Source organism: Thermostichus sp. OS-CIW-20 (assembly GCF_054061455.1).
Genome location: NZ_JBSSEF010000002.1, coordinates 42,387 through 59,825 on the forward strand (window position 1 = coordinate 42,387; position 17,439 = coordinate 59,825).

Genomic DNA, 17,439 nt, shown 5'->3' on the forward strand with positions numbered 1-17,439 from the left:
ACTCCTCCCTGTTCCCCCTTCGGGGGGATCCCTAGAAATTGGAAACTCTGAGGGCTTGGACGCTACTGGGACCAGGTTTGTAAGTTCCCCCTTCGGGGGGATCCCTAGAAATTGGAAACCGGTTTACCCGGAATACGGGAGAACACGACAGTAGACATGTTCCCCCTTCGGGGGGATCCCTAGAAATTGGAAACGAGGAGAAGCCTGCCGACAAGGCTTCTCCTTCCGAGTTCCCCCTTCGGGGGGATCCCTAGGAATTGGAAACTTTGGAAACTCTCCCTGCTGTGTTCCAGGGATGATCTGGATCCCCTGAAGTTATCCCTTCAGAGGGATCCCTAGAAATTGGAAACCGCTCCCGGCATTCCGAGAGCGGCAAAGGTTTTAGCAGTGTTTTCCCTTCGGGGGGATCTTGAGAAGTCAGAAAGAAAAAACTAGCCCTTGATACACAGAATGGGTCTTAGGCGCGCTACGAGTTTCGCGATCTTGGCTTGGTCGGCAGCGCGCACAACTTTATCTACGTTTTTGTAGGCCTGGGGCGCTTCTTCGGCTACCCCCCGCAAAGAAGGGCTGCGGACGATGACGCCGCGCCGCCTCAGTTGTTCGACGATCTCCTGCCCTGTCCAGGCTTTGAGAGCTTGGTTGCGACTCATCGCCCTTCCGGCGCCGTGGCAGGCCGAGGAGAGGGAAAGGGCCTCACTTTGCTCCGTGCCGACCAGAATGTAGGAGGCCGTGCCCATGGAGCCGCCGATGATGACCGGCTGACCGATAGAGCGGAAAGCCTGAGGGATCTCTGGGTGGCCAGGCCCAAAAGCGCGCGTTGCCCCCTTGCGGTGGACGAACAGGCGACGTTTTTTCCCCTCTATCACGTGCGTCTCCTCCTTACAGGTGTTGTGGGAGACGTCGTAGATAAGGTCGAGTTCAGCCTTGGGAAAAAGCTCGGCGAATACCTGGCGCACCCAGTGGGTGATGATCTGGCGGTTGGCCAAGGCGCAGTTGATAGCTGCCCGCATTGCTCCCAGGTAGCTTTGCCCCACTTTGGACTTCAAGGGCGCACACGCCAGCTCGCGGTCAGGCAGCTCTATGCCGTGCTCTTTAGCCGCCTGTTGCATCTTCTTCAAATACTCCGTGCCAATCTGGTGACCCAAGCCCCGGGAGCCGCAGTGAATAGTAATGACCACTTCCCCCTGCTTGAGGCCGAAGCTCTCGGCAGCCTTGGGATCGTAGATCTCGTCAACAACCTGGACTTCGAGGTAGTGGTTACCTGAGCCTAGAGTCCCCATCTCCCGCCGCTGGCGCTCACGCGCATAGGCGGAGACTTCGCTCGGTATTGCTCCCCGCATGCGGCCATGTTCTTCGATGCGCTCTAGATCTGTTTTCTTGCCGTAGCCTTGAGCCACAGCCCATTCTGCTCCGCCTTCCAGCATGGCTTCCATCTCTTTGTCGCTCAAGGAGATCTTGCTGCGGCTGCCAAGCCCTACCGGTACCCTCGCATACAAGGCATTGGCTAAGGGTTCTGCCGCTTCCTCCACTTCTTCGCGCGTCAGCCCCGTCCGCAAAGTTCTCACGCCGCAGGAGATGTCAAAGCCCACGCCGCCGGCGGAAATCACCCCGCCTTCTTCCGCATCGAAAGCAGCCACCCCACCGATGGGAAAACCATAGCCCCAGTGGGCATCTGGCATCACGTAGCAGGCTCCCACGATCCCTGGCAAGGTGGTCACGTTGCTGGCCTGCTCGGCCACTTTGTCGTCCATCTCCCGGATTAACTCCTCATCGGCAAAGATCAAGACTGGGGCACGCATTTTGCCTTTAGGAGGAATGCGCCAGACAGTCTCATCTACACGCTCAAGTTTCTTGATATCCATAGACTGCCTCCTTTACACATCCACCACACACTGTGCCACCCAAAGCTCACCCTCTTGGGCTACCTTGAGTTGCGTGTAAGTTGCCCCTTTAACTTCTACTGCCGGTCGGTGCTTGGCGCGGTCAACTCTTTCCCCCCACAGGCTGGCCTTGAGATGGTCTTTTGCAAGATGCACTTCAACTTTCCCAAAGAGCATTCCTCTGACTGCCATCTCGTAGATCACTGCGTTCAGGAAATCCACCAACAACAGTTCCAGATCGCCTGAATTTTCTAGCTCAATCTCTAGCCGCTCCCTGGGAGCTACTTCATCCACGCTGGTGATCACCGCAGTCAGGGCCAAAGCTGCCTGGGCAAAAGCTTCCTCCGGGGTCGCCCCATAGCCGCGGACGCCGACATCGGCCATGTGTTCGAAATGATCCCATCTTGCCCGCGCCACGGTCGTCTCCTTGTTTTGTGCAGTCCTCAGTGCAGGCCAAAGACAAATACCGCCCAGGCTAAGGCGCGGCACTGCAGCTTACCGCGGGATCCCTGCAGATTGGGAATAAAAGCAGCCATGATACTACCATTGTATTCGTCTCTTATCCTGCCGAAAGTTCCTTAGGCTGGGGGGATCCTCCCACAAGATAAAGAAAGAGTGAAAAGGCCCAATGGTTTCGCCATCAGGCCCTCCTTGTCTAGGGGAGCTTCCCAGAAGAGAGAAGCTGCTGGTGTGACGACTAACGGGTAGACCAGTTTATCGTTATAGAACAAAGCGGCACCTTGGTCACCGCTTTGAGATTTGGCGTGGTATGCCCGGCCTTCCACTACCGTTTGTACCGCCTCCCAAGGCCATTGGTTCAGGCAGTAGTGGAGAACATCCTGAGGAGTAGCCTCAGCCTGTGGAGAATCTTTGTGGCGGATGGACTCCAACGCAAAGCCGACTACCAAAAGTTTTTGCGAAACTCCTCAATCTCATCCTCGTAAGACTCATACCACACAAAAGGATAGCTTGGTAGCCCCGCACTTGAGTGCGGGGCGGAAAAGCCCGCTAGCCACTTTAGTTGCTTACCCATGATGGGGGTCGTTGATATAGTTTCATAGCTCAAACAACCTCTTCCTGACTTCTCCTACCAACACCTTTTTCCTTCTCTTTGGCCAAAAAATAAGATAAACAACCGCTAGCCCCACACCATGGTTGTAGTGATTGTACCGTTGACTTTCCTCTCGCACTATCGCTTATTTAGGTTGGAACAAAGAACAAAAACAAGAATGCGGTTTTAACCAAAACTTTGTTTTCGTCCCAACAAGTCGGTTCAAGGAGCGTATTGCGCAATTATGTCGGCATTATGGCATGGAGTTTATTGAGGTAGAGGAGGCGTACAGCTCGCAGGCAAGCTTCCTAGATAGAGATGAGCTACCTAGTTATGGTGAAAAACCCGACGGGTGGAGACCCTCTGGAAAGCGTGTCAAGCGGGGCCTGTACCAAACGGCAAAGGGGTGGTTGGTCAACGCTGAGGCAAATGCTGCCGCCAACCTGCTTAAGAAAGTCAGCAGAACCTTGGGGCTTTGCCTTCAGGAACTGTCTAGAGGCGCTTTGACAAAGCCTTTGCGACGACCGTGTAAGAACCCCCCGCCTTTAGACGGTGGGAGTGTCAAACTTCAGAGAACGGGTTGGTGGGGGAGCTGACCCTGAGAAAGTTTTGGATAGCAGCAACGGCTTGCCACACTCTTCCCTGGTCTGAGCAGTAACCAGCTTTATTTTTGAGCGACTGATAAACTCCTCTTTTTAGCTCGTAGCACAAGCTGCTGGGAACAAGGCATTGGCATCCTCCATTTGGTGGGAGCGGAAGTGGCGCCTGAAAGCTTCCACACAAGAAGCCAGAATCGTGATCTTGCTTTTTGGCTTGTTCAAAACAGCGGTGTTCAAGATGCGGTTCTGTTTAGCCCCGACTAGCTCCTGCCCTTCCACCAAAAGCAAGAGAAAACCGCTGTAGTTTTCCACAACTAGATACGGCACAACGCCGTTCTGATTGATTTCACTAATCGTTGCTTCCTGAGCTCCATGATCTGGAAGGCGATAGGCAGCCTCTCTCTGTATCCTCTGGAGAAAACAGCGGGAAAATCTGAAAGCCGCCCTACTGAATAGCACCACCAACTTGCAGTGTTGGCAGGTTCAGTTTGAGCATCGATTTCTCCTTTGGGCTTGCTAGCACTATCTCTTCAACTTCCTCCAGAGCTGCAGTGGTTGGCATTAACAACAGAAGCTGGGGAGCCGAGAAGAAGCAATGGCTTGAGCCGCTGCCGAGTAACAAACTGGAGAGACCGCATTTTACAATACATGTTGCGATTAGCCCTCAGCAGGGGGTTCCTGGAAGTGGAAAAAAGCCTTAGCATCTGGCATCGGCTGGCCCGCCGATATGGGCTTAGGCTCTTGAGTGCTGCCGATATAGCCGTCAATGGCTCGCGGCCCTGGGATCTGCAAATCCACGACGAGCGGCTCTACCTGCGCTGCCTGCTCTATGGATCCCTGGGCTTTGGCGAGGCCTACATGGAGGGCTGGTGGGATTGCGAGGCTATTGACGAGTTGGTTTACCGTCTTCTCACCAGTCAGGCAGCGGAGCAAGTGGGCTGGCCAGTTCGGCTCCTGCTGGCGTTGGACAGTCGCCTAGTTAATCGCCAGCGGGGTAAGGGAGCGTTTGTGGTTGGCCAGCGCCACTACGACCTCGGCAACGACCTCTACGAAGCCATGCTGGATCGCCGCCTGATCTATAGCTGTGCCTACTGGGATGGGGGGGCGCAGACCCTGGACGAGGCCCAGGAAGCCAAGCTGGATCTCATTGCCCGCAAGCTGGATCTGCAGCCCGGCATGCGCGTGCTCGACATTGGCTGCGGTTGGGGCGGCACGGCCCAGTACCTAGCCGAACGCTACGGCGTGCAGGTGGTGGGCATTACCGTCTCCCAAGAACAGGCCAAGCTGGCTAGCGAACGCTGCCAGGGCCTGCCGGTGGAGATTCGGCTGGAAGACTATCGCCAGACGCAGGGAAAGTTTGATCGGATCCTTTCTGTGGGCATGTTTGAGCATGTGGGCTACCGCAACTACCGAACATTTATGCAGGTAGCCCGTCGCCTCCTCAAAGACGATGGCTTGTTTCTTCTCCACACCATCGGCGCCAACGTTGCCTACCAGGGTCGGGATCCGTGGATTGAACGCTACATTTTCCCCAACTCGATGCTGCCCTCGCCTCGTCTGATAACAGCGGCTTTTGAGGGTCTGTTTGTACTGGAAGACTGGCACAACTTTGGGATCAACTACGTGGCCACCCTAAAAGCTTGGCACGCCAATTTTGAGCGGGCATGGCCACAACTGGCCGGCCGCTACGGCGAGCGCTTTCGCCGCCTGTGGCGGCTTTATTTGCTGATGAGCGCCGGCAGCTTCAAGGCCCGTGCCAGCCAGCTTTGGCAACTGGTCCTCTCGCCCAGGGGAGTAAGGGACGGCTATCGCTCGGTGCGGTAGCGAAGACAACCCTTCCCTCTTTGGCTTTTCCGACCCACCCCCGCGCGCAGTAGGCGCTCTCGGCGAGGGTGTTATGATTGATTATCATTCTCATTCAGGCCAGTGGGTTGATGCCCGAAGCTCTGCGGCAGATTGTAGGTCGCTTTCAAAAGGCCAGAACCTCCCGTCAGAAGTACGAATTGCTTCTGGCCTATGCCAAGCGCCTGCCCCCTTTCCCCGAGTCGCAGCGAACAGAGGAGAATCTGGTGCGGGGTTGTGCCTCGCGGGTGTGGCTGGCCACCGAGCTAAAAGACGGCAAGGTCTACATCCAAGGGGATGCCGATGCCCAGTTGGTCAAGGGCTTGGTGGCTGTTTTGGCGGAGGGGTTGAGCGGTCTGCGCCCAGAGGAGATCCTGGAGGTTTCCCTAGAGTTTGTGCGGGAGATGGGCCTCAACTTTAGCCTTAGCCCTTCCCGCAGCAATGGCCTGGTGAGCATGTTTTCGCTGCTGCAGCAGCGGGCCTTGGCTTTTCAGAAGTCAGGCGCTTCCGGCTCTGCTGTCTCTGTCGTCTTGTGAGGTACTAAGGCTCATGGCTGATAAAGCTAACTCTCTGCGTTCGGCTCGACCTGTGCGGTCACTGGTCTCGCTGGTGGCCGCCCTCTCGGTCGGGATCCTGGGCGGCTTGCAGATGCGCCAAGAAGAGTCCCAGGCGCAGCAGGGATCCACCCCCCCGAAGGTGGTGACCACGATCCTGCCGATAACGCAATTTACCCGCGCGGTGGCCGGGGAGCGGGCCGAGGTGACGCCTCTCATTCCGCCCCAGATGGGGCCCCACGACTTTCAGGCTCGACCTGAGGAGGTTCGTTTGCTGGCTCAGGCGGATGTGCTGGTGATCAATGGGTTGGGAATGGAGACCTTCCTGGAGGGATTGATTGCCAATGCTGGGAATCCGAAGCTGCGCCTTATTGACAGCAGCCAAGGGATCCCGACTCTGCAGACGGAGGAGCCAAAGCATGGGCATTCCCAGGGCCACAGCCATGGACACTCCCACAGTCACGCTCATGGGCACAGCCACGGCAAGTTGAACCCCCACATCTGGCTAGATCCCAGGCGGGCCATTCAGCAGGTGGAAAACATCCGCGACGGCCTGATTGCTGTGGATCCAGAAGGGGCAGAGATTTACCGCGCCAATGCTGCCGCCTTTATCGAGCAACTGGAAGCTTTGGATAAAGAAATCGAGCAGAAATTGGCGCCCTTTGCCGGCAGAAAGTTTGTGGTCTTCCACGACTTTGCCCCCTATTTTGCTGAGCGCTACAACCTCAAAGCGGAGTTCTTGGTGGAGATCCCGGAAGCCAGCCCCTCCCCTGAGGATGTGCGGCGGGTGATGGATACGGTACGGCAATCGGGCCTGAAGACGATCCTAGTGGAACCTCAGGTGGGGAGTGACAACCCCTTTGAGGTTTTGGCCAGAGATCTGGGGGTACAGGTTCGCGTGTTCGATCCCATCGAAACCGCCGGCCCGGAGGGGATCGAGCCGGAATACTACCTAGCCATCATGCGGCAAAACGTGGAGAACCTGGTCTCCGCCTTTGAGAAGGAAAAGGCCTGGGTTCCCCTGCAGTTGCCCGTGGTGGGCCAAGCTGCCCTCGAACACCTGCTGGCGAGGGGGCGATGACCTCCCACTTGGGCGAAGTTGTCCTTTGGGTGGAGGGGCTGACGGTCTATCGGGGATCCCAGTTGGCCGTGCAGAATGTGTCGTTTGCGCTGGAGGCGGGATCCCATACCGCCATTGTCGGCCCCAATGGTGCCGGCAAGAGCACGTTGGTGCAGGCCATCCTGGGCATCCTGCCGCGGCAGTGTGGCTCGATTGGCATTCTGGGAGAGCCGCTGCGCCTGTCGGGGTACTTGCCCCAGAAAGTGCGGCAGCAGATTGCCTACGTGCCCCAGCGGTTGCACTTCAACCCCGCCATTCCCCTGACCGTGGCCGAGTTTGTCGCCCTGGGCTGGGGATCCCTTGGACCTCGCTGGCCCTGGCAGCAGCAAGCTGCTCGGCAGGAAGCCGTCCAGAAAGCCCTGCAACGGGCCGAGGCTCTACACCTGGCCTCGAAACTCCTGGGTCAACTCAGCGGCGGCGAGCTGAAGCGGGTGCTGTTGGCCTATTGCCTAGTCTGGCCGCGGCGGCTGCTGGTGCTGGACGAGGCCCCCGCCGGCTTGGATAGCCCCAGCGAAGGGGAGTTCTATCGGATGTTGGAAGAGCTGCGCCGATCCCTGGGCTGGACCATCCTACAAGTCTCCCACGACCTGGAAATGGTGTCCCGCCATTGCGACCGCGTGTTGTGCCTCAATCGCTCCCTGATCTGCCAGGGATCCCCCGAGGTGGCCTTGGCCCCAGAGATGCTGAGCTGCGTCTACGGCCCCGAGTTTGCCCGCTACATCCACCATCACTAAGGAGGGGAAATGCCGGAGACCTGGGCGCGGGTGGTGGAATTGCTGCAGTTGCCCTTCATGCAGCGGGCTCTTCTGGGCGGGATCCTCACAGGGGTGACGGGGGGACTGCTGGGCAGTTTTGTCATCTTTCGGCAGTTGGCGTTTTTTAGCGATGCCCTGGGGCATTCGGCGCTCTTGGGTATTGTCCTGGGAGTGGTTCTGGGACTGAATCCTACGGCGGTGCTGATGGTGTTTGGGGTGGTGTTTGCCCTGGGGGTGACTTTTATTCTGGAACGCACCCAGCTTTCGGCAGATGCGGTGCTGAACATCATCTACTCTTCCTCCTTGGCCCTGGCCATCATCGGCCTCAGCCTGATCCCCGGCTACCGCGGCAACCTCAACCAACTGCTCCTCGGGGACATCCTGGGCATCAGCCCGCCGGCCCTCTGGATGAGCGGCCTGCTCCTGCTGCTGGCCCTGGGGTACATTGGGCTGACTTTGACTGCCCAGATGTTGCTGACCCTGGATGAGTCGTTGGCGCGGGCGCGAGGGGTGGAAGTGGGCTGGCAGCGGCTAGCCTTTGTGGTGCTGCTGGCTTTGGTGGTGGCGCTGTCGATCCGCTCGGTGGGGGTGCTGCTGGTAAGCGCCTTTGTGGTCATCCCCGCTTCGACGGCGCGGCTTTTGGGATCCCGCTTTACAACCTATGTGTTGCTGGCCATGGGTTTCGGGGGCTTGAGCGCGGTGCTGGGGATCCTCCTCTCGGCCGCCTTCAACCTGCCCTCCGGCCCCAGCATCGTGGCCACCCAGTTGCTGTTTTTTCTCCTGGCTATGGCGGCCAAGGGGGCGTCGCAACTGCTGCGGCTTTAGCCAGGTGCGGGGATCTCCTCACGAACCTGGCCAAACAGGCGGCGGTAGCTCTCTGGAAAGACCTGGCCCATCAGGGTGGGCTGCTCGTAGACCCGCTTGAGGGTGTTGAGATCCCGCTTGGTAATGGTGGGCACCCGCAGCAGGCGGCGATTGCCGGTAGCCTCCGCGTGGTGGCCGCCGTACATCAGATCCCGCGGGTTGGGACTATGGCCCCACAGCCCTAGCCCATGGCCAATCTCGTGCCGGGCCACTGCCGTAACTTCTGCCAGCCCCTGGCCTTCGGCGATGACAATGCGCACCCGCTGCTGCAGCGAGCCATCGGCGGCGAAGAAAAACTCTGGGCGGGCTGCCCCCGCTATCCCGTCGCCAATGCCAGGAACGCGATAAATGCTCATCCCGTAGAGGGCCTCTTCCTCTTTGGCCACCACCCGCATCGGGATATAAGCAGACCACTCCTTCACCGCCTGCTCCACAAAGGTTTTCCACTGGGGGTGATCCCCCTGGATGTAGACGGGGACGGGATAGAAGGCCCACTGGGCATAAGCTCCGCCCGGCAGCAGCGGCTCGATTTCTTCGAAGTAGTCTCCCGCCGATTTGTCGTAGGCGTAGCGGGCTAGGCCGGGGGGCAACTTGAGGCGAACCGGCTGCGGCAGCTCTTCCAGGGGTCTCTGCGCCTGGGCCAGGGATCCCACCCCTCCTACCGCCAGAGCCAGGAGCATTGCGCAGGCAATAACCCCAAGCTGAAGGACGTGACGCCGCCGCCAGGCCATACCTTGGTTTTCTCCCTTCCTGATTAAAGGCTATTGGCTGGGGAAGCCAACGTCGAGGGCAGGCGAGGGATCCCCTGTCCTAGAAGCGGCAAATTGGCTACACTGAAAGTCTACCGTCCACAGCTTGGCCAAAGGTTTCCCATGCAGCTTCGTCTTGGCGAGCCACCTCTAACGCAGGCCGAATGTGCCCTGGTCTACTGCTTTGCCCCCAGCGGCGAAAACGCCACCTTCCCGCTGCCTGCTGAGATCGCTTCCCTGGACGAGAAGGTATGGTCGGGGCTGGTGGCGGAAGCGGTTCAAGAACAGAAGTTTCAGGGCAAGCCCAACAGCAGCCTCGCCCTGCGCCTGCCAGGGCCTATCCGCAAGCTGGTGCTGGTGGGGCTGGGGGATCCCGCAGCGCTGACTTTGGAAGGACTGCGACGGGCTACTGCCAACGGCCTGCGCCAGGCCCACAGCCTTAAAGCCAAGCAGGTAGTGCTGTCTTTGCCGGAAACTGGGCTGGATCAGGGGCGAGCAGTGCAGGCGGTGGTTGAAGCCAGCCTCCTAGTGGCCCACCAGGACAACCGCTTCAAATCTCCCCCCAAGCCCGACGAAGAGCGCGGCTTTGCCGTTGAGGAAGTCACGCTCTTGGTGCCAGGACTGGCCCAGGCCCGCCAAGACTGTGAGAACGCCCTTCAGCGGGCCACCGAGATGGCTGCCGGGACGATCCTGGCCCGCGAACTGGTGGCTGCTCCCGCCAACGTCGTCACGCCTCCTGCCCTGGCCGAAACTGCCCGGCAACTGGCCCAAGACTACGGCCTAGAGGTGGAGATCCTGGGGCGGGAAGAGTGCGAAGCCTTAGGCATGGGGGCTTTCCTAGGCGTGGCCCAAGCCTCGGATCTGCCGCCTCAGTTCATCCACCTCACCTACAAGCCCAAAGAAGGGGATCCCGTCGCCAAGCTGGCTCTGGTGGGCAAAGGTCTCACTTTCGATTCCGGCGGCCTCAACATCAAAACCGACTCCCGCAGCATTGCCATGATGAAAACCGACATGGGGGGAGCGGCAGCCGTCTTGGGAGCGGCCCGTGCGCTAGCTGCCCTCAAGCCGCGGGTAGAGGTGCACTTTATCGTCGCTGCCACCGAAAACATGATCAGCGGCCGGGCCCTCCACCCCGGTGACATCCTCACCGCCTCCAACGGCAAGACCATCGAAGTCAACAACACCGATGCCGAGGGCCGTCTTACCCTGGCCGATGCCCTAGTGTTTGCCGAGAAACTAGGGGTGGACGCCATTGTTGACCTAGCGACCTTGACCGGCGCCTGCGTCATTGCCCTAGGAGAAGAGATTGCTGGCCTCTTCACCCCCGACGAGAAGCTGGCCCAGGAGCTGCAGCAGGCGGCCAACCTCTCGGGCGAGAAGATTTGGCGCTTACCCCTGGAAGAGAGCTATTTCGAGGGCCTCAGCTCCACCGTAGCCGACATGAAAAACACTGGCCCCCGCTCTGGCGGCTCCATCACTGCCGCCCTCTTCCTTAAGCAGTTTGTGGAGAAAACCCCCTGGGCCCACCTAGACATAGCTGGCCCCGTCTGGGCTGAAAAAGACTCGGGCTACACCAACAAAGGCGCCACTGGCTACGGCGTGCGCACCCTCGTGGAATGGGTCCTGGCACGGGAGATGGCAGCCGCCTCCTCTTAGACTCGCTGCCTGCTGTTGTCTGCTGGTTCCAAAGTCCTGCGCAAGTGTTGGGGGGTGACGCGGCAGCGGCACCGAGCCTCTGCTGAGGTTGTACTCAGAAGCGAAAGACCTAGAAGCAGTGAACGCCCTCCTGGATTGGGCAGCCGCCTTGATCGGCCAGGTTGATTGAGGTTGATGCGGATCCCTTGCAGGGCAAGGATCCCACTTGTTCACAAAATCTTGCAAAGTCGGACAAAGTACGGCTTCTTTGGCAAAGCTGGATCGCTTGACTCAAAATTCAGCCGGAATCCTTCAGCTAGCACAAGATCCCACAGATTTTGAATTCCCCGGAAAAGTTCGACTACCCTGTTCAGACATCGGCCAATCAATAGCCAGGATTTTGCAGGGGGCTCAGTTGAAACGCACATGTGCTTGATTGGATTGAACTGGCGGCGCCCCACTGCTAAAGAGAGTAACTGGTGGGTTGGTGTAGTTGTCAACCCTGGGGGTAATTTGTTCGACCGGTACAGAAACTACGCAGGAGGAATTTGGAGCCAGAGTTCCATCTTGAAGGGCAATCGTGGTTGAATTAACCACTGGTGGGCCAGGGTCACTAGGAGGTGCGGTGAGTGTGCCGCCACAAGTGTTCAAGGTAACAGCATTTTGTAGGGTAATTCGCAGCCCGCCCGGCAAAGAATCTATGAAGCTGAGCCCTGATAGAGGTACAGGAGCGTTGTTGGTGATCGTAAAGATGACAGCCACACTGCCACCCTGTCTTGCTTGGTTAGGGCTAAACTCCTTGGTAAAGGTTGGAGGAAGAACTGGGTTCACAGTTAGGCCGACGGGTGCGCTCTGAGCGGCAGGGGCCTGGTTGCTGGTAAGCGTTGTGGCAGGGTTCGTGTAGGTACCCACGTTTGCGGCAACCACCTGAACGCTTATCAGGCAGCTTGAGTTGGGACTGAGCTGGCCGCCGGTCAGAGAAATAAAGCTTCCATTTGGAGGGGCGCTTGCAGTTCCCCCACAGGTATTGTTGAGGCCAGGAGCGGCAGCAACGGATAGCCCTGCCGGCAGAATTTCCGCAAAGCTGAGGCCGGTCAGTTGGATGCCGGAGTTGTTGGTGATCGAAAAACTCAAAGTAACAGGAACACCCACCGAAGTTGTGCTGGGACTAAAGCTCTTGGTAAAGGTTGGAGCAGCCAAGGGGGCCGGAGGCAGGCCAACGATGCTGGGAGAAGGGTTGGGGCTGGGCAGGGGCGGGATCGTCGGCGCCGACACAGGAGGGGGCACAAGAGGGCTGGGTTGACCTGGGGGAACAGATCCAATCGGAGGAGTGGATGGCAGCCCTACCCCCGTTCCTCCGGGTTCTGTATTCGGGTTTTGCACGCCGATAATCGGCCCCGGAAGGGAGCTGATTGGATTCCCCTCTTTAGTTTGTTGACAGGCTGTTAACAAGCCCAAGCACAAGCAAGCCAAGATCCCAGCTACTTTTCCCGTTTTCATTCCCTCATCCTCCTGCCATTCAACTCTCTCGTGGCACAAACCCAAACAGCCTTACTCAGCTCCAGCTTAGGTGGCTTGGTTGCTCGCTTCCAGCCTCAGAGCTTGACCAAATGAATCTCGAATGACCACGATTACCAAAACCCTTTCTCCCACAGCAACGTTGGTGTTGTAGGCGGCTGGAGCCGCCGGGAAGGTGAAGCCGTCGGTGAGGGTGATCCCGTCTCTGTCGCCGTAGCTGTTGCCGCGACCTATTAGAGTATTTCTAAACTGCTCGATTGCCGTCGGCAAAAAGATGCTGGTAATATCCGTGCCGCGACTGATGTTGAAAAACTGAACCTCTACGCTCCTGATCACTCCTGGAGCAAGTAAGCCTCTCAGAGTGATGGTTACGAAAGCGGATTCCACTGATGAAAGATTAAACCCCCCAGTTGACAACAGACTAGGCGGATCCGGAAGGTCGGGTTGAACCGGCGGCGGGGTGATGGGGGCAAAGTCCGGCCCTGGGCGGAAGGTGATGGGCGTGAGATTGGGGGCAATCGTGGGGGCAACGGCCACAGGAGGAGGCGTGGCACCGCTAGAAGCCAGTAGAGGCGGCACCCCGCTGGTGGTCTCGCTACTGCAGCCGGTAATCAGCGCAACCGAAGCACAGGTTGCCCAAAGAGAGAGGCCGCCACGGCCAAGGGCTGAGCCAAAACGTCGTCTCATCGAAAAATCTCCACTCACTCACACCACAGCAAATGTCTTAGGCAGCGTCCAGCGGGGATCCACCGAGCTTGCTCAAGTCTTATGCATCTGCACAATTTCAAGGGGGATGCCTGCTGTTAGTTCTACTGCATCCTAGAGCGTTGTCAAGCGAGCGGCAGAGCAAATGCAAGAAATTGTTCTGGAAATGGCCCATCCCCTAGATATGGGGTATCATAGCCTCGAGCAGGGGCGGCCAGCTTACCTGTAGCGTTAGGGGTTGGGTGCCTTCTCCCCATTTTGTGTGTGGATTTGCCCAGATTTAAGGTGTGTGAGGAAGTGCCTTATGAACTTCAAAGGTCGCTCATTAGCGGTTTTGTGTGGAGTCTTGCTGCTAGGCGGCTGCGGCGAGGTTAATGAGTCCCCGACCTTGCCTGGGCCTGTCCAGGTGGATCCGGCTGCCTTTGTCTCGGCCCAAGAGTATCGCTTTACCCCCGGCTCAGTGCTGGAGACCACCAGCCTGCGGCTGGACTATGTCAATCCGAGGTTTGACAACGGGATCCCTGTGCGCACCAACCCCCTCCAAGGCAGCGGTGAAGCTCGCATCGCCAATGTTGAAGCCCGCATCTTGCCCGTGAACGAGATCCCAGCCACTGAGCTGACAATCGACTCAGCTCTTCGCTCCAGCACCCTGGCCATCCAAATTGGGCGAACCACGCCGCTGGTGAATATCACTGCCTTTGGACCCAACGACGGCAGGCTATCTACGCAATTCAATATCGCCGGGCTGGTTGCAATTTCGACCCTCCCCAACGACCAGCGCATTCGGGTGAACACCACCTTCAGGGCTATCCGAGATGACCGTACTGTTTTAACGCTCACCGTGCGCCGAATCTTGGTGAATAGGAATGGCAATCAGGTCGTTCTCGAGGGAGATTCTTCTCTCATTGTCCCTACCACAGGGGTACTCTATGAAGATCCTGGCCCCAACGGCAACCCACCAGCAGGAAGCTTTGTCAACCCTCCTCCACCTCAAGGTCCTGTAGTCGCTATTCTCCAAACGGGCAATTTCTCCGCGAGCTTTGTGGTGCGGCAGCGAGGTGTTGCGGGCGATGGCACCCCTGAGGATGCCTTGGCCCTCTTTGCACGCCTGAACTTCCGTCCCAACCAGGCGGAGATTGTCTATCGTCCTGCCCAGGTGGGTACCCAGTCAGTGCTGTTTGCTCCAGATCCGACTCGGCCCAACATCTTGCCCAATCAGTTGGTGCGTATCCGGCGCCTGTTGAACGGCCGCGTACAGGCGGAGTTTGATCCAGCCAACGTCAGCACAGTCCTCAACTTTGTGCAGGTCAGCCCGCCGCCACGACCTTTCCCCACCCCAATTCCCCAGTTACCTGTTCCCACTCGTCCGGATGCCCCAACAGCCTTTGATTACTTTTTCTCATTGCGCACAGAGCGCTCTACGGGTACCTTGCCCGGCTCGCCTGCGGAAGGAGACAACTCTCAGCCCGTTATCCTTCAAGGCATTGTGCCCACCACAGGAGATTTCGTCTTCCGCACCCTAGCCGGGGCGCAGTTGGCGGGGCCGTTTAACCGGCTTGATATTGGTGGGGGAACCCAAAGAGGGAACCTGAACCTTGTCTTCGACCAAACCACTTCGGCAGAGCGGATTTCCGGTCAGTGGTTCCTGGAACAAGAGTTCCCCACCGGCAACATTGAAGGTGGGACGGCGGATGAACCAGGAACTCCTGCTACTCAGGAAGGGGCCATTTTGATCATCCGTGGGTTCTTTGAGGGAACGGAAGTACGGCTGTAACCCAGGCAACCCGTCTAATCTCCAACCAGGGATCCACTCCGGCTTGGCTCTTGTGGCTGAGCCTTTTTTGTCTGTTAAAGCTTGGGCAGATCGCTGAGCACCACCTGTGCGCAGTTGTGGCCAGGGATCCCGGTCACTCCGCCTCCTGGGTGCGCCCCTGAGCCGCAGAGGTAAAGGCCGGGAATGGGGGATCGATAGTCGGCCAGGCCGGAGATGGGCCGTAGGTTGTAGCTTTGATCCGGCGTCATTTCCCCGTGAAAAATGCTGCCCCCCACAAGGCCGAAGCGGGCCTCCAGATCCACGGGCGACAACATCTGCCGTGCGATCACGGCGTTTTTAATGTTGGGGGCAAATTGGGCAATTTTGTCGATTACCCGATCGGCAAATTCTTCCCGCAGGCCATCGTTCCAATCTCGCCCTTTGGGTTGGTAAGGCACAAACTGACAGAAACAGGAGAGGATGTGCTTGCCTGGGGGAGCCATTGTCGGGTCGGTGGGGGATTGGCTGTAGATCTCGATAAACGGATCCCGGGAAGGGATCCCGTATTTGCAATCATCCCAAGCCCGCTCCAGATAGGCCACCGAGGGAGCAATGTCTACCGTGGCGGAACTGACCACTTCTGGGGGCACTTCAGCAGGGGCCGCCGTGTAGCGGGGCAGTTCCTCCAGGGCCAAGTTGAGCTTGTACACCGGGCCTGAGGTGCGGTAGTGCCGTTCTAGCCGGTCACGCAAGTCTGGGGGCAAAGAGGAGCAGAGTCGCAAAAAGGTGATTTGGGGATGGGCATTGGAGAGAACCGCCCGCGCCCGCACGGTTTCCCCCGATTCGAGGATAACCCCAGCGGCCTGCCCACTCTCCATCAAGATCTCCGCCACTGGAGCAGAAGTGCGGATCTCCACCCCTAAGTCCAGAGCTGCCTTGGCCATCGCTTGGGTAATGGATCCCATCCCACCGCGCACATAGCCCCAGACCCCACGCGAGCCAATGGCGCGACCTACCGCATGGACTAGCCAAATGTAAGGCGTACCCGGAGTCATCGGCCCGGCAGAGGTGCCGATCAAAGATTGGGGAGCCATCGCCGCCTTGACTTGCTCCGACTCGAAGAATTCATCCAAAAGATCGGTGGTCGAGAGAAGCATAATGCGGCGGAAATCGTCTTCATAGCCAGCGGCTGCAAAGCGATCCGCCAGTTGGCCCAGTGAAATCGGCGGCTGCATTAAGGTTGGCTCCACCACCTCGTTCACCCGATCCCAAAACTCCTCCCAGCGGTCGTAGGCTTCCGCATCTTTGCGAGAAAACTTGGCAATTTCCGCTTTGCTCTTGGCGCGGTTATCGGCATACAGGAAGAGGTGCTGCCCATCCGGGAAGGGCATGAAATAGGAAGGTTGCTTGGCATAGACCTCAAAGCCATAGTCCGGCAGGCGCAGATCGCGAATGATCTCCGGTCGCAGCAAACTACAGGAATAGGAAGCCACCGACACGCGAAAGCCCGGGTGAATTTCTTCTGTAATGGCAGCCCCACCAACGGTGTGATAGCGCTCCAGCACTAGCACTTTTTGCCCCGCTTTGGCCAAATAGCAAGCGCTCACCAGCCCGTTGTGCCCGGCCCCAATCACCACCGCGTCGTAGCTCATCAACAATCCTTCTGCAAACGCTTCCCCACCCACAATACTCCTGCCAGCCAAGACTCGATCTGCCGGCAAGGGATCCCTGCCTTAACCGATGGAAAAAACCTGATCCAGACTCAACTCTCCAGCCAGGATCCCAGGGATCCCAACTTTTTCCTTGGGGGTGTAAGCCTCTCTTCTCTGGTAAACTCCCGACTCCGTTGGCAAGCTGTACGTCTCTAGGCAGTTCTCTTGCAAGTTCAAGATCCAGTAGTTGGGGATCCCGGCTTTGGCGTAGAGTCCGAGTTTGACTTCCCGATCATAGGTAAGGGAAGAATCAGCCACTTCGATGATGAGATAGATGTCTTCGGGCTGAGGATGCCGAGAGCGGTACTCATCCTGCTGAAAGCGCACAATGGCAAAGTCGGGCTCTGGCTCGTGATTGGGGGGCAGTTGCACCGGATCCTGGGTGCGCACAATAGCTTGCTCCTGCACAAGGCCCACCAACAGTCGGTACAGGCGGCTACAGTAGGCGGCGTGCCTCTCCCCTTTCGTCATCTTTTGAACCAGGAGCCCGTCAATCAGCTCCAACTGATTGGGCTCTTCAATCTGTCCAGACTCAATCAGTCGATGAAACTCCTCAAAGGTATATCGCCTGATATAGGGATCCAATCGGGCGGCTAGAGTCATCGACCAAACTCATCAGACCCTAAACTTCATATCACCACTCTACCAACCCACAAAAAAGGGATCCCTGGACAAGCCAAGGGATCCCTATTCAGCAGGTTA

General features: G+C 58.1%; 15 protein-coding genes, 2 pseudogenes and 1 CRISPR repeat array (1 of these 18 cut by a window edge). Of the genes and pseudogenes, 8 read left to right on the forward strand and 9 right to left on the reverse strand.

Translation table 11 applies throughout. The annotated features are described in order from the left end of the window. Window positions 1–350: direct repeats of the CRISPR family, unit length 36 nt; unit sequence GTTCCCCCTTCGGGGGGATCCCTAGAAATTGGAAAC; it begins 3,237 nt to the left of the window's first position. An 81-nt stretch (window positions 351–431) separates the two neighbouring features. From ACVWXC_RS01105 to ACVWXC_RS01120, 4 genes and pseudogenes are all read right to left on the reverse strand, one after another. Next, window positions 432–1,862 (reverse strand): RtcB family protein, encoded by a 1,431-nt coding sequence (locus ACVWXC_RS01105; RefSeq protein ID WP_457390746.1) that lies wholly within the window; start codon window positions 1,860–1,862, stop codon window positions 432–434. 12 nt (window positions 1,863–1,874) lie between these two features. After that, window positions 1,875–2,297, reverse strand: a complete 423-nt coding sequence (locus ACVWXC_RS01110; RefSeq protein WP_099835756.1) for an archease — start codon at window positions 2,295–2,297, stop codon at window positions 1,875–1,877. 641 nt (window positions 2,298–2,938) lie between these two features. Beyond that, window positions 2,939–3,070 (reverse strand): annotated as a pseudogene (locus ACVWXC_RS01115) (IS200/IS605 family transposase); the annotation flags it as partial. Between the two features lie 556 nt (window positions 3,071–3,626). Next, window positions 3,627–3,992, reverse strand: coding sequence for an ARPP-1 family domain-containing protein (locus ACVWXC_RS01120; protein WP_457410456.1), 366 nt, complete (start codon window positions 3,990–3,992; stop codon window positions 3,627–3,629). Between the two features lie 186 nt (window positions 3,993–4,178). On the opposite strand from ACVWXC_RS01120, the gene cfa reads away from it, so the two are divergent. The 5 genes from cfa to ACVWXC_RS01145 all read left to right on the forward strand — a co-directional run bounded on the left by cfa (window position 4,179) and on the right by ACVWXC_RS01145 (window position 8,626). Beyond that, a complete protein-coding gene (cfa, locus tag ACVWXC_RS01125) occupies window positions 4,179–5,354 on the forward strand; it encodes a cyclopropane fatty acyl phospholipid synthase (protein WP_457390744.1) in 1,176 nt (391 codons plus the stop codon). 110 nt (window positions 5,355–5,464) lie between these two features. After that, window positions 5,465–5,908 (forward strand): SufE family protein, encoded by a 444-nt coding sequence (locus ACVWXC_RS01130; protein WP_011431326.1) that lies wholly within the window; start codon window positions 5,465–5,467, stop codon window positions 5,906–5,908. A 13-nt stretch (window positions 5,909–5,921) separates the two neighbouring features. Then, a complete protein-coding gene (locus tag ACVWXC_RS01135) occupies window positions 5,922–7,007 on the forward strand; it encodes a metal ABC transporter solute-binding protein, Zn/Mn family (protein ID WP_457390742.1) in 1,086 nt (361 codons plus the stop codon). After that, window positions 7,004–7,780, forward strand: a complete 777-nt coding sequence (locus ACVWXC_RS01140) for a metal ABC transporter ATP-binding protein (RefSeq protein WP_457390740.1) — start codon at window positions 7,004–7,006, stop codon at window positions 7,778–7,780. The genes ACVWXC_RS01135 and ACVWXC_RS01140 overlap by 4 nt, the downstream gene beginning before the upstream one ends. A 9-nt stretch (window positions 7,781–7,789) precedes the next feature. Next, entirely contained in the window at window positions 7,790–8,626 is an 837-nt protein-coding gene (locus ACVWXC_RS01145) for a metal ABC transporter permease (RefSeq protein WP_457390738.1), read from the forward strand. On the opposite strand, the gene ACVWXC_RS01150 is transcribed toward ACVWXC_RS01145, so the two are convergent. After that, window positions 8,623–9,396: a hypothetical protein gene (locus ACVWXC_RS01150; RefSeq protein WP_414406061.1), complete on the reverse strand. Its 774-nt coding sequence runs from the start codon at window positions 9,394–9,396 to the stop codon at window positions 8,623–8,625. The genes ACVWXC_RS01145 and ACVWXC_RS01150 overlap by 4 nt on opposite strands. Before the next feature lie 141 nt (window positions 9,397–9,537). On the opposite strand from ACVWXC_RS01150, the gene ACVWXC_RS01155 reads away from it, so the two are divergent. Further along, window positions 9,538–11,070 carry a leucyl aminopeptidase gene (locus ACVWXC_RS01155; RefSeq protein WP_457390736.1) on the forward strand — a complete coding sequence of 511 codons (1,533 nt, stop codon included), beginning with the start codon at window positions 9,538–9,540 and terminating at the stop codon, window positions 11,068–11,070. A 70-nt stretch (window positions 11,071–11,140) separates the two neighbouring features. Beyond that, window positions 11,141–11,239 (forward strand): annotated as a pseudogene (locus ACVWXC_RS01160) (hypothetical protein); the annotation flags it as partial. Between the two features lie 221 nt (window positions 11,240–11,460). On the opposite strand, the gene ACVWXC_RS01165 reads toward ACVWXC_RS01160, so the two are convergent. Together ACVWXC_RS01165 and ACVWXC_RS01170 are read right to left on the reverse strand one after the other, a co-directional pair. Next, entirely contained in the window at window positions 11,461–12,549 is a 1,089-nt protein-coding gene (locus ACVWXC_RS01165; protein WP_457390734.1) for a DUF7933 domain-containing protein, read from the reverse strand. 66 nt (window positions 12,550–12,615) lie between these two features. Further along, window positions 12,616–13,254, reverse strand: coding sequence for a hypothetical protein (locus ACVWXC_RS01170; RefSeq protein WP_457390732.1), 639 nt, complete (start codon window positions 13,252–13,254; stop codon window positions 12,616–12,618). Window positions 13,255–13,576: 322 nt separating this feature from the next. On the opposite strand from ACVWXC_RS01170, the gene ACVWXC_RS01175 reads away from it, so the two are divergent. Further along, window positions 13,577–15,046: a hypothetical protein gene (locus tag ACVWXC_RS01175; protein WP_457390730.1), complete on the forward strand. Its 1,470-nt coding sequence runs from the start codon at window positions 13,577–13,579 to the stop codon at window positions 15,044–15,046. A gap of 74 nt (window positions 15,047–15,120) precedes the next feature. Here the strand turns inward: ACVWXC_RS01175 and ACVWXC_RS01180 are convergent, their stop codons facing one another. Continuing rightward, on the reverse strand, window positions 15,121–16,677 hold the full coding sequence (locus tag ACVWXC_RS01180) for a phytoene desaturase family protein (protein WP_099812798.1): 1,557 nt from the start codon (window positions 16,675–16,677) through the stop codon (window positions 15,121–15,123). 81 nt (window positions 16,678–16,758) lie between these two features. Further along, window positions 16,759–17,340, reverse strand: coding sequence for a Uma2 family endonuclease (locus ACVWXC_RS01185; RefSeq protein ID WP_457390728.1), 582 nt, complete (start codon window positions 17,338–17,340; stop codon window positions 16,759–16,761). Window positions 17,341–17,439 lie beyond the last annotated feature (99 nt).

Bases quoted from the DNA above. Each gene is read 5' to 3' on its own strand.
- ACVWXC_RS01105 (WP_457390746.1), bottom strand. From the start codon at position 1,862: ATGGATATCAAGAAACTTGAGCGTGTAGATGAGACTGTCTGGCGCATT.
- cfa (WP_457390744.1), top strand. From the start codon at position 4,179: ATGTTGCGATTAGCCCTCAGCAGGGGGTTCCTGGAAGTGGAAAAAAGC.
- ACVWXC_RS01130 (WP_011431326.1), top strand. From the start codon at position 5,465: ATGCCCGAAGCTCTGCGGCAGATTGTAGGTCGCTTTCAAAAGGCCAGA.
- ACVWXC_RS01135 (WP_457390742.1), top strand. From the start codon at position 5,922: ATGGCTGATAAAGCTAACTCTCTGCGTTCGGCTCGACCTGTGCGGTCA.
- ACVWXC_RS01140 (WP_457390740.1), top strand. From the start codon at position 7,004: ATGACCTCCCACTTGGGCGAAGTTGTCCTTTGGGTGGAGGGGCTGACG.
- ACVWXC_RS01145 (WP_457390738.1), top strand. From the start codon at position 7,790: ATGCCGGAGACCTGGGCGCGGGTGGTGGAATTGCTGCAGTTGCCCTTC.
- ACVWXC_RS01150 (WP_414406061.1), bottom strand. From the start codon at position 9,396: ATGGCCTGGCGGCGGCGTCACGTCCTTCAGCTTGGGGTTATTGCCTGC.
- ACVWXC_RS01155 (WP_457390736.1), top strand. From the start codon at position 9,538: ATGCAGCTTCGTCTTGGCGAGCCACCTCTAACGCAGGCCGAATGTGCC.
- ACVWXC_RS01165 (WP_457390734.1), bottom strand. From the start codon at position 12,549: ATGAAAACGGGAAAAGTAGCTGGGATCTTGGCTTGCTTGTGCTTGGGC.
- ACVWXC_RS01170 (WP_457390732.1), bottom strand. From the start codon at position 13,254: ATGAGACGACGTTTTGGCTCAGCCCTTGGCCGTGGCGGCCTCTCTCTT.
- ACVWXC_RS01175 (WP_457390730.1), top strand. From the start codon at position 13,577: ATGAACTTCAAAGGTCGCTCATTAGCGGTTTTGTGTGGAGTCTTGCTG.
- ACVWXC_RS01180 (WP_099812798.1), bottom strand. From the start codon at position 16,677: ATGAGCTACGACGCGGTGGTGATTGGGGCCGGGCACAACGGGCTGGTG.
- ACVWXC_RS01185 (WP_457390728.1), bottom strand. From the start codon at position 17,340: ATGACTCTAGCCGCCCGATTGGATCCCTATATCAGGCGATATACCTTT.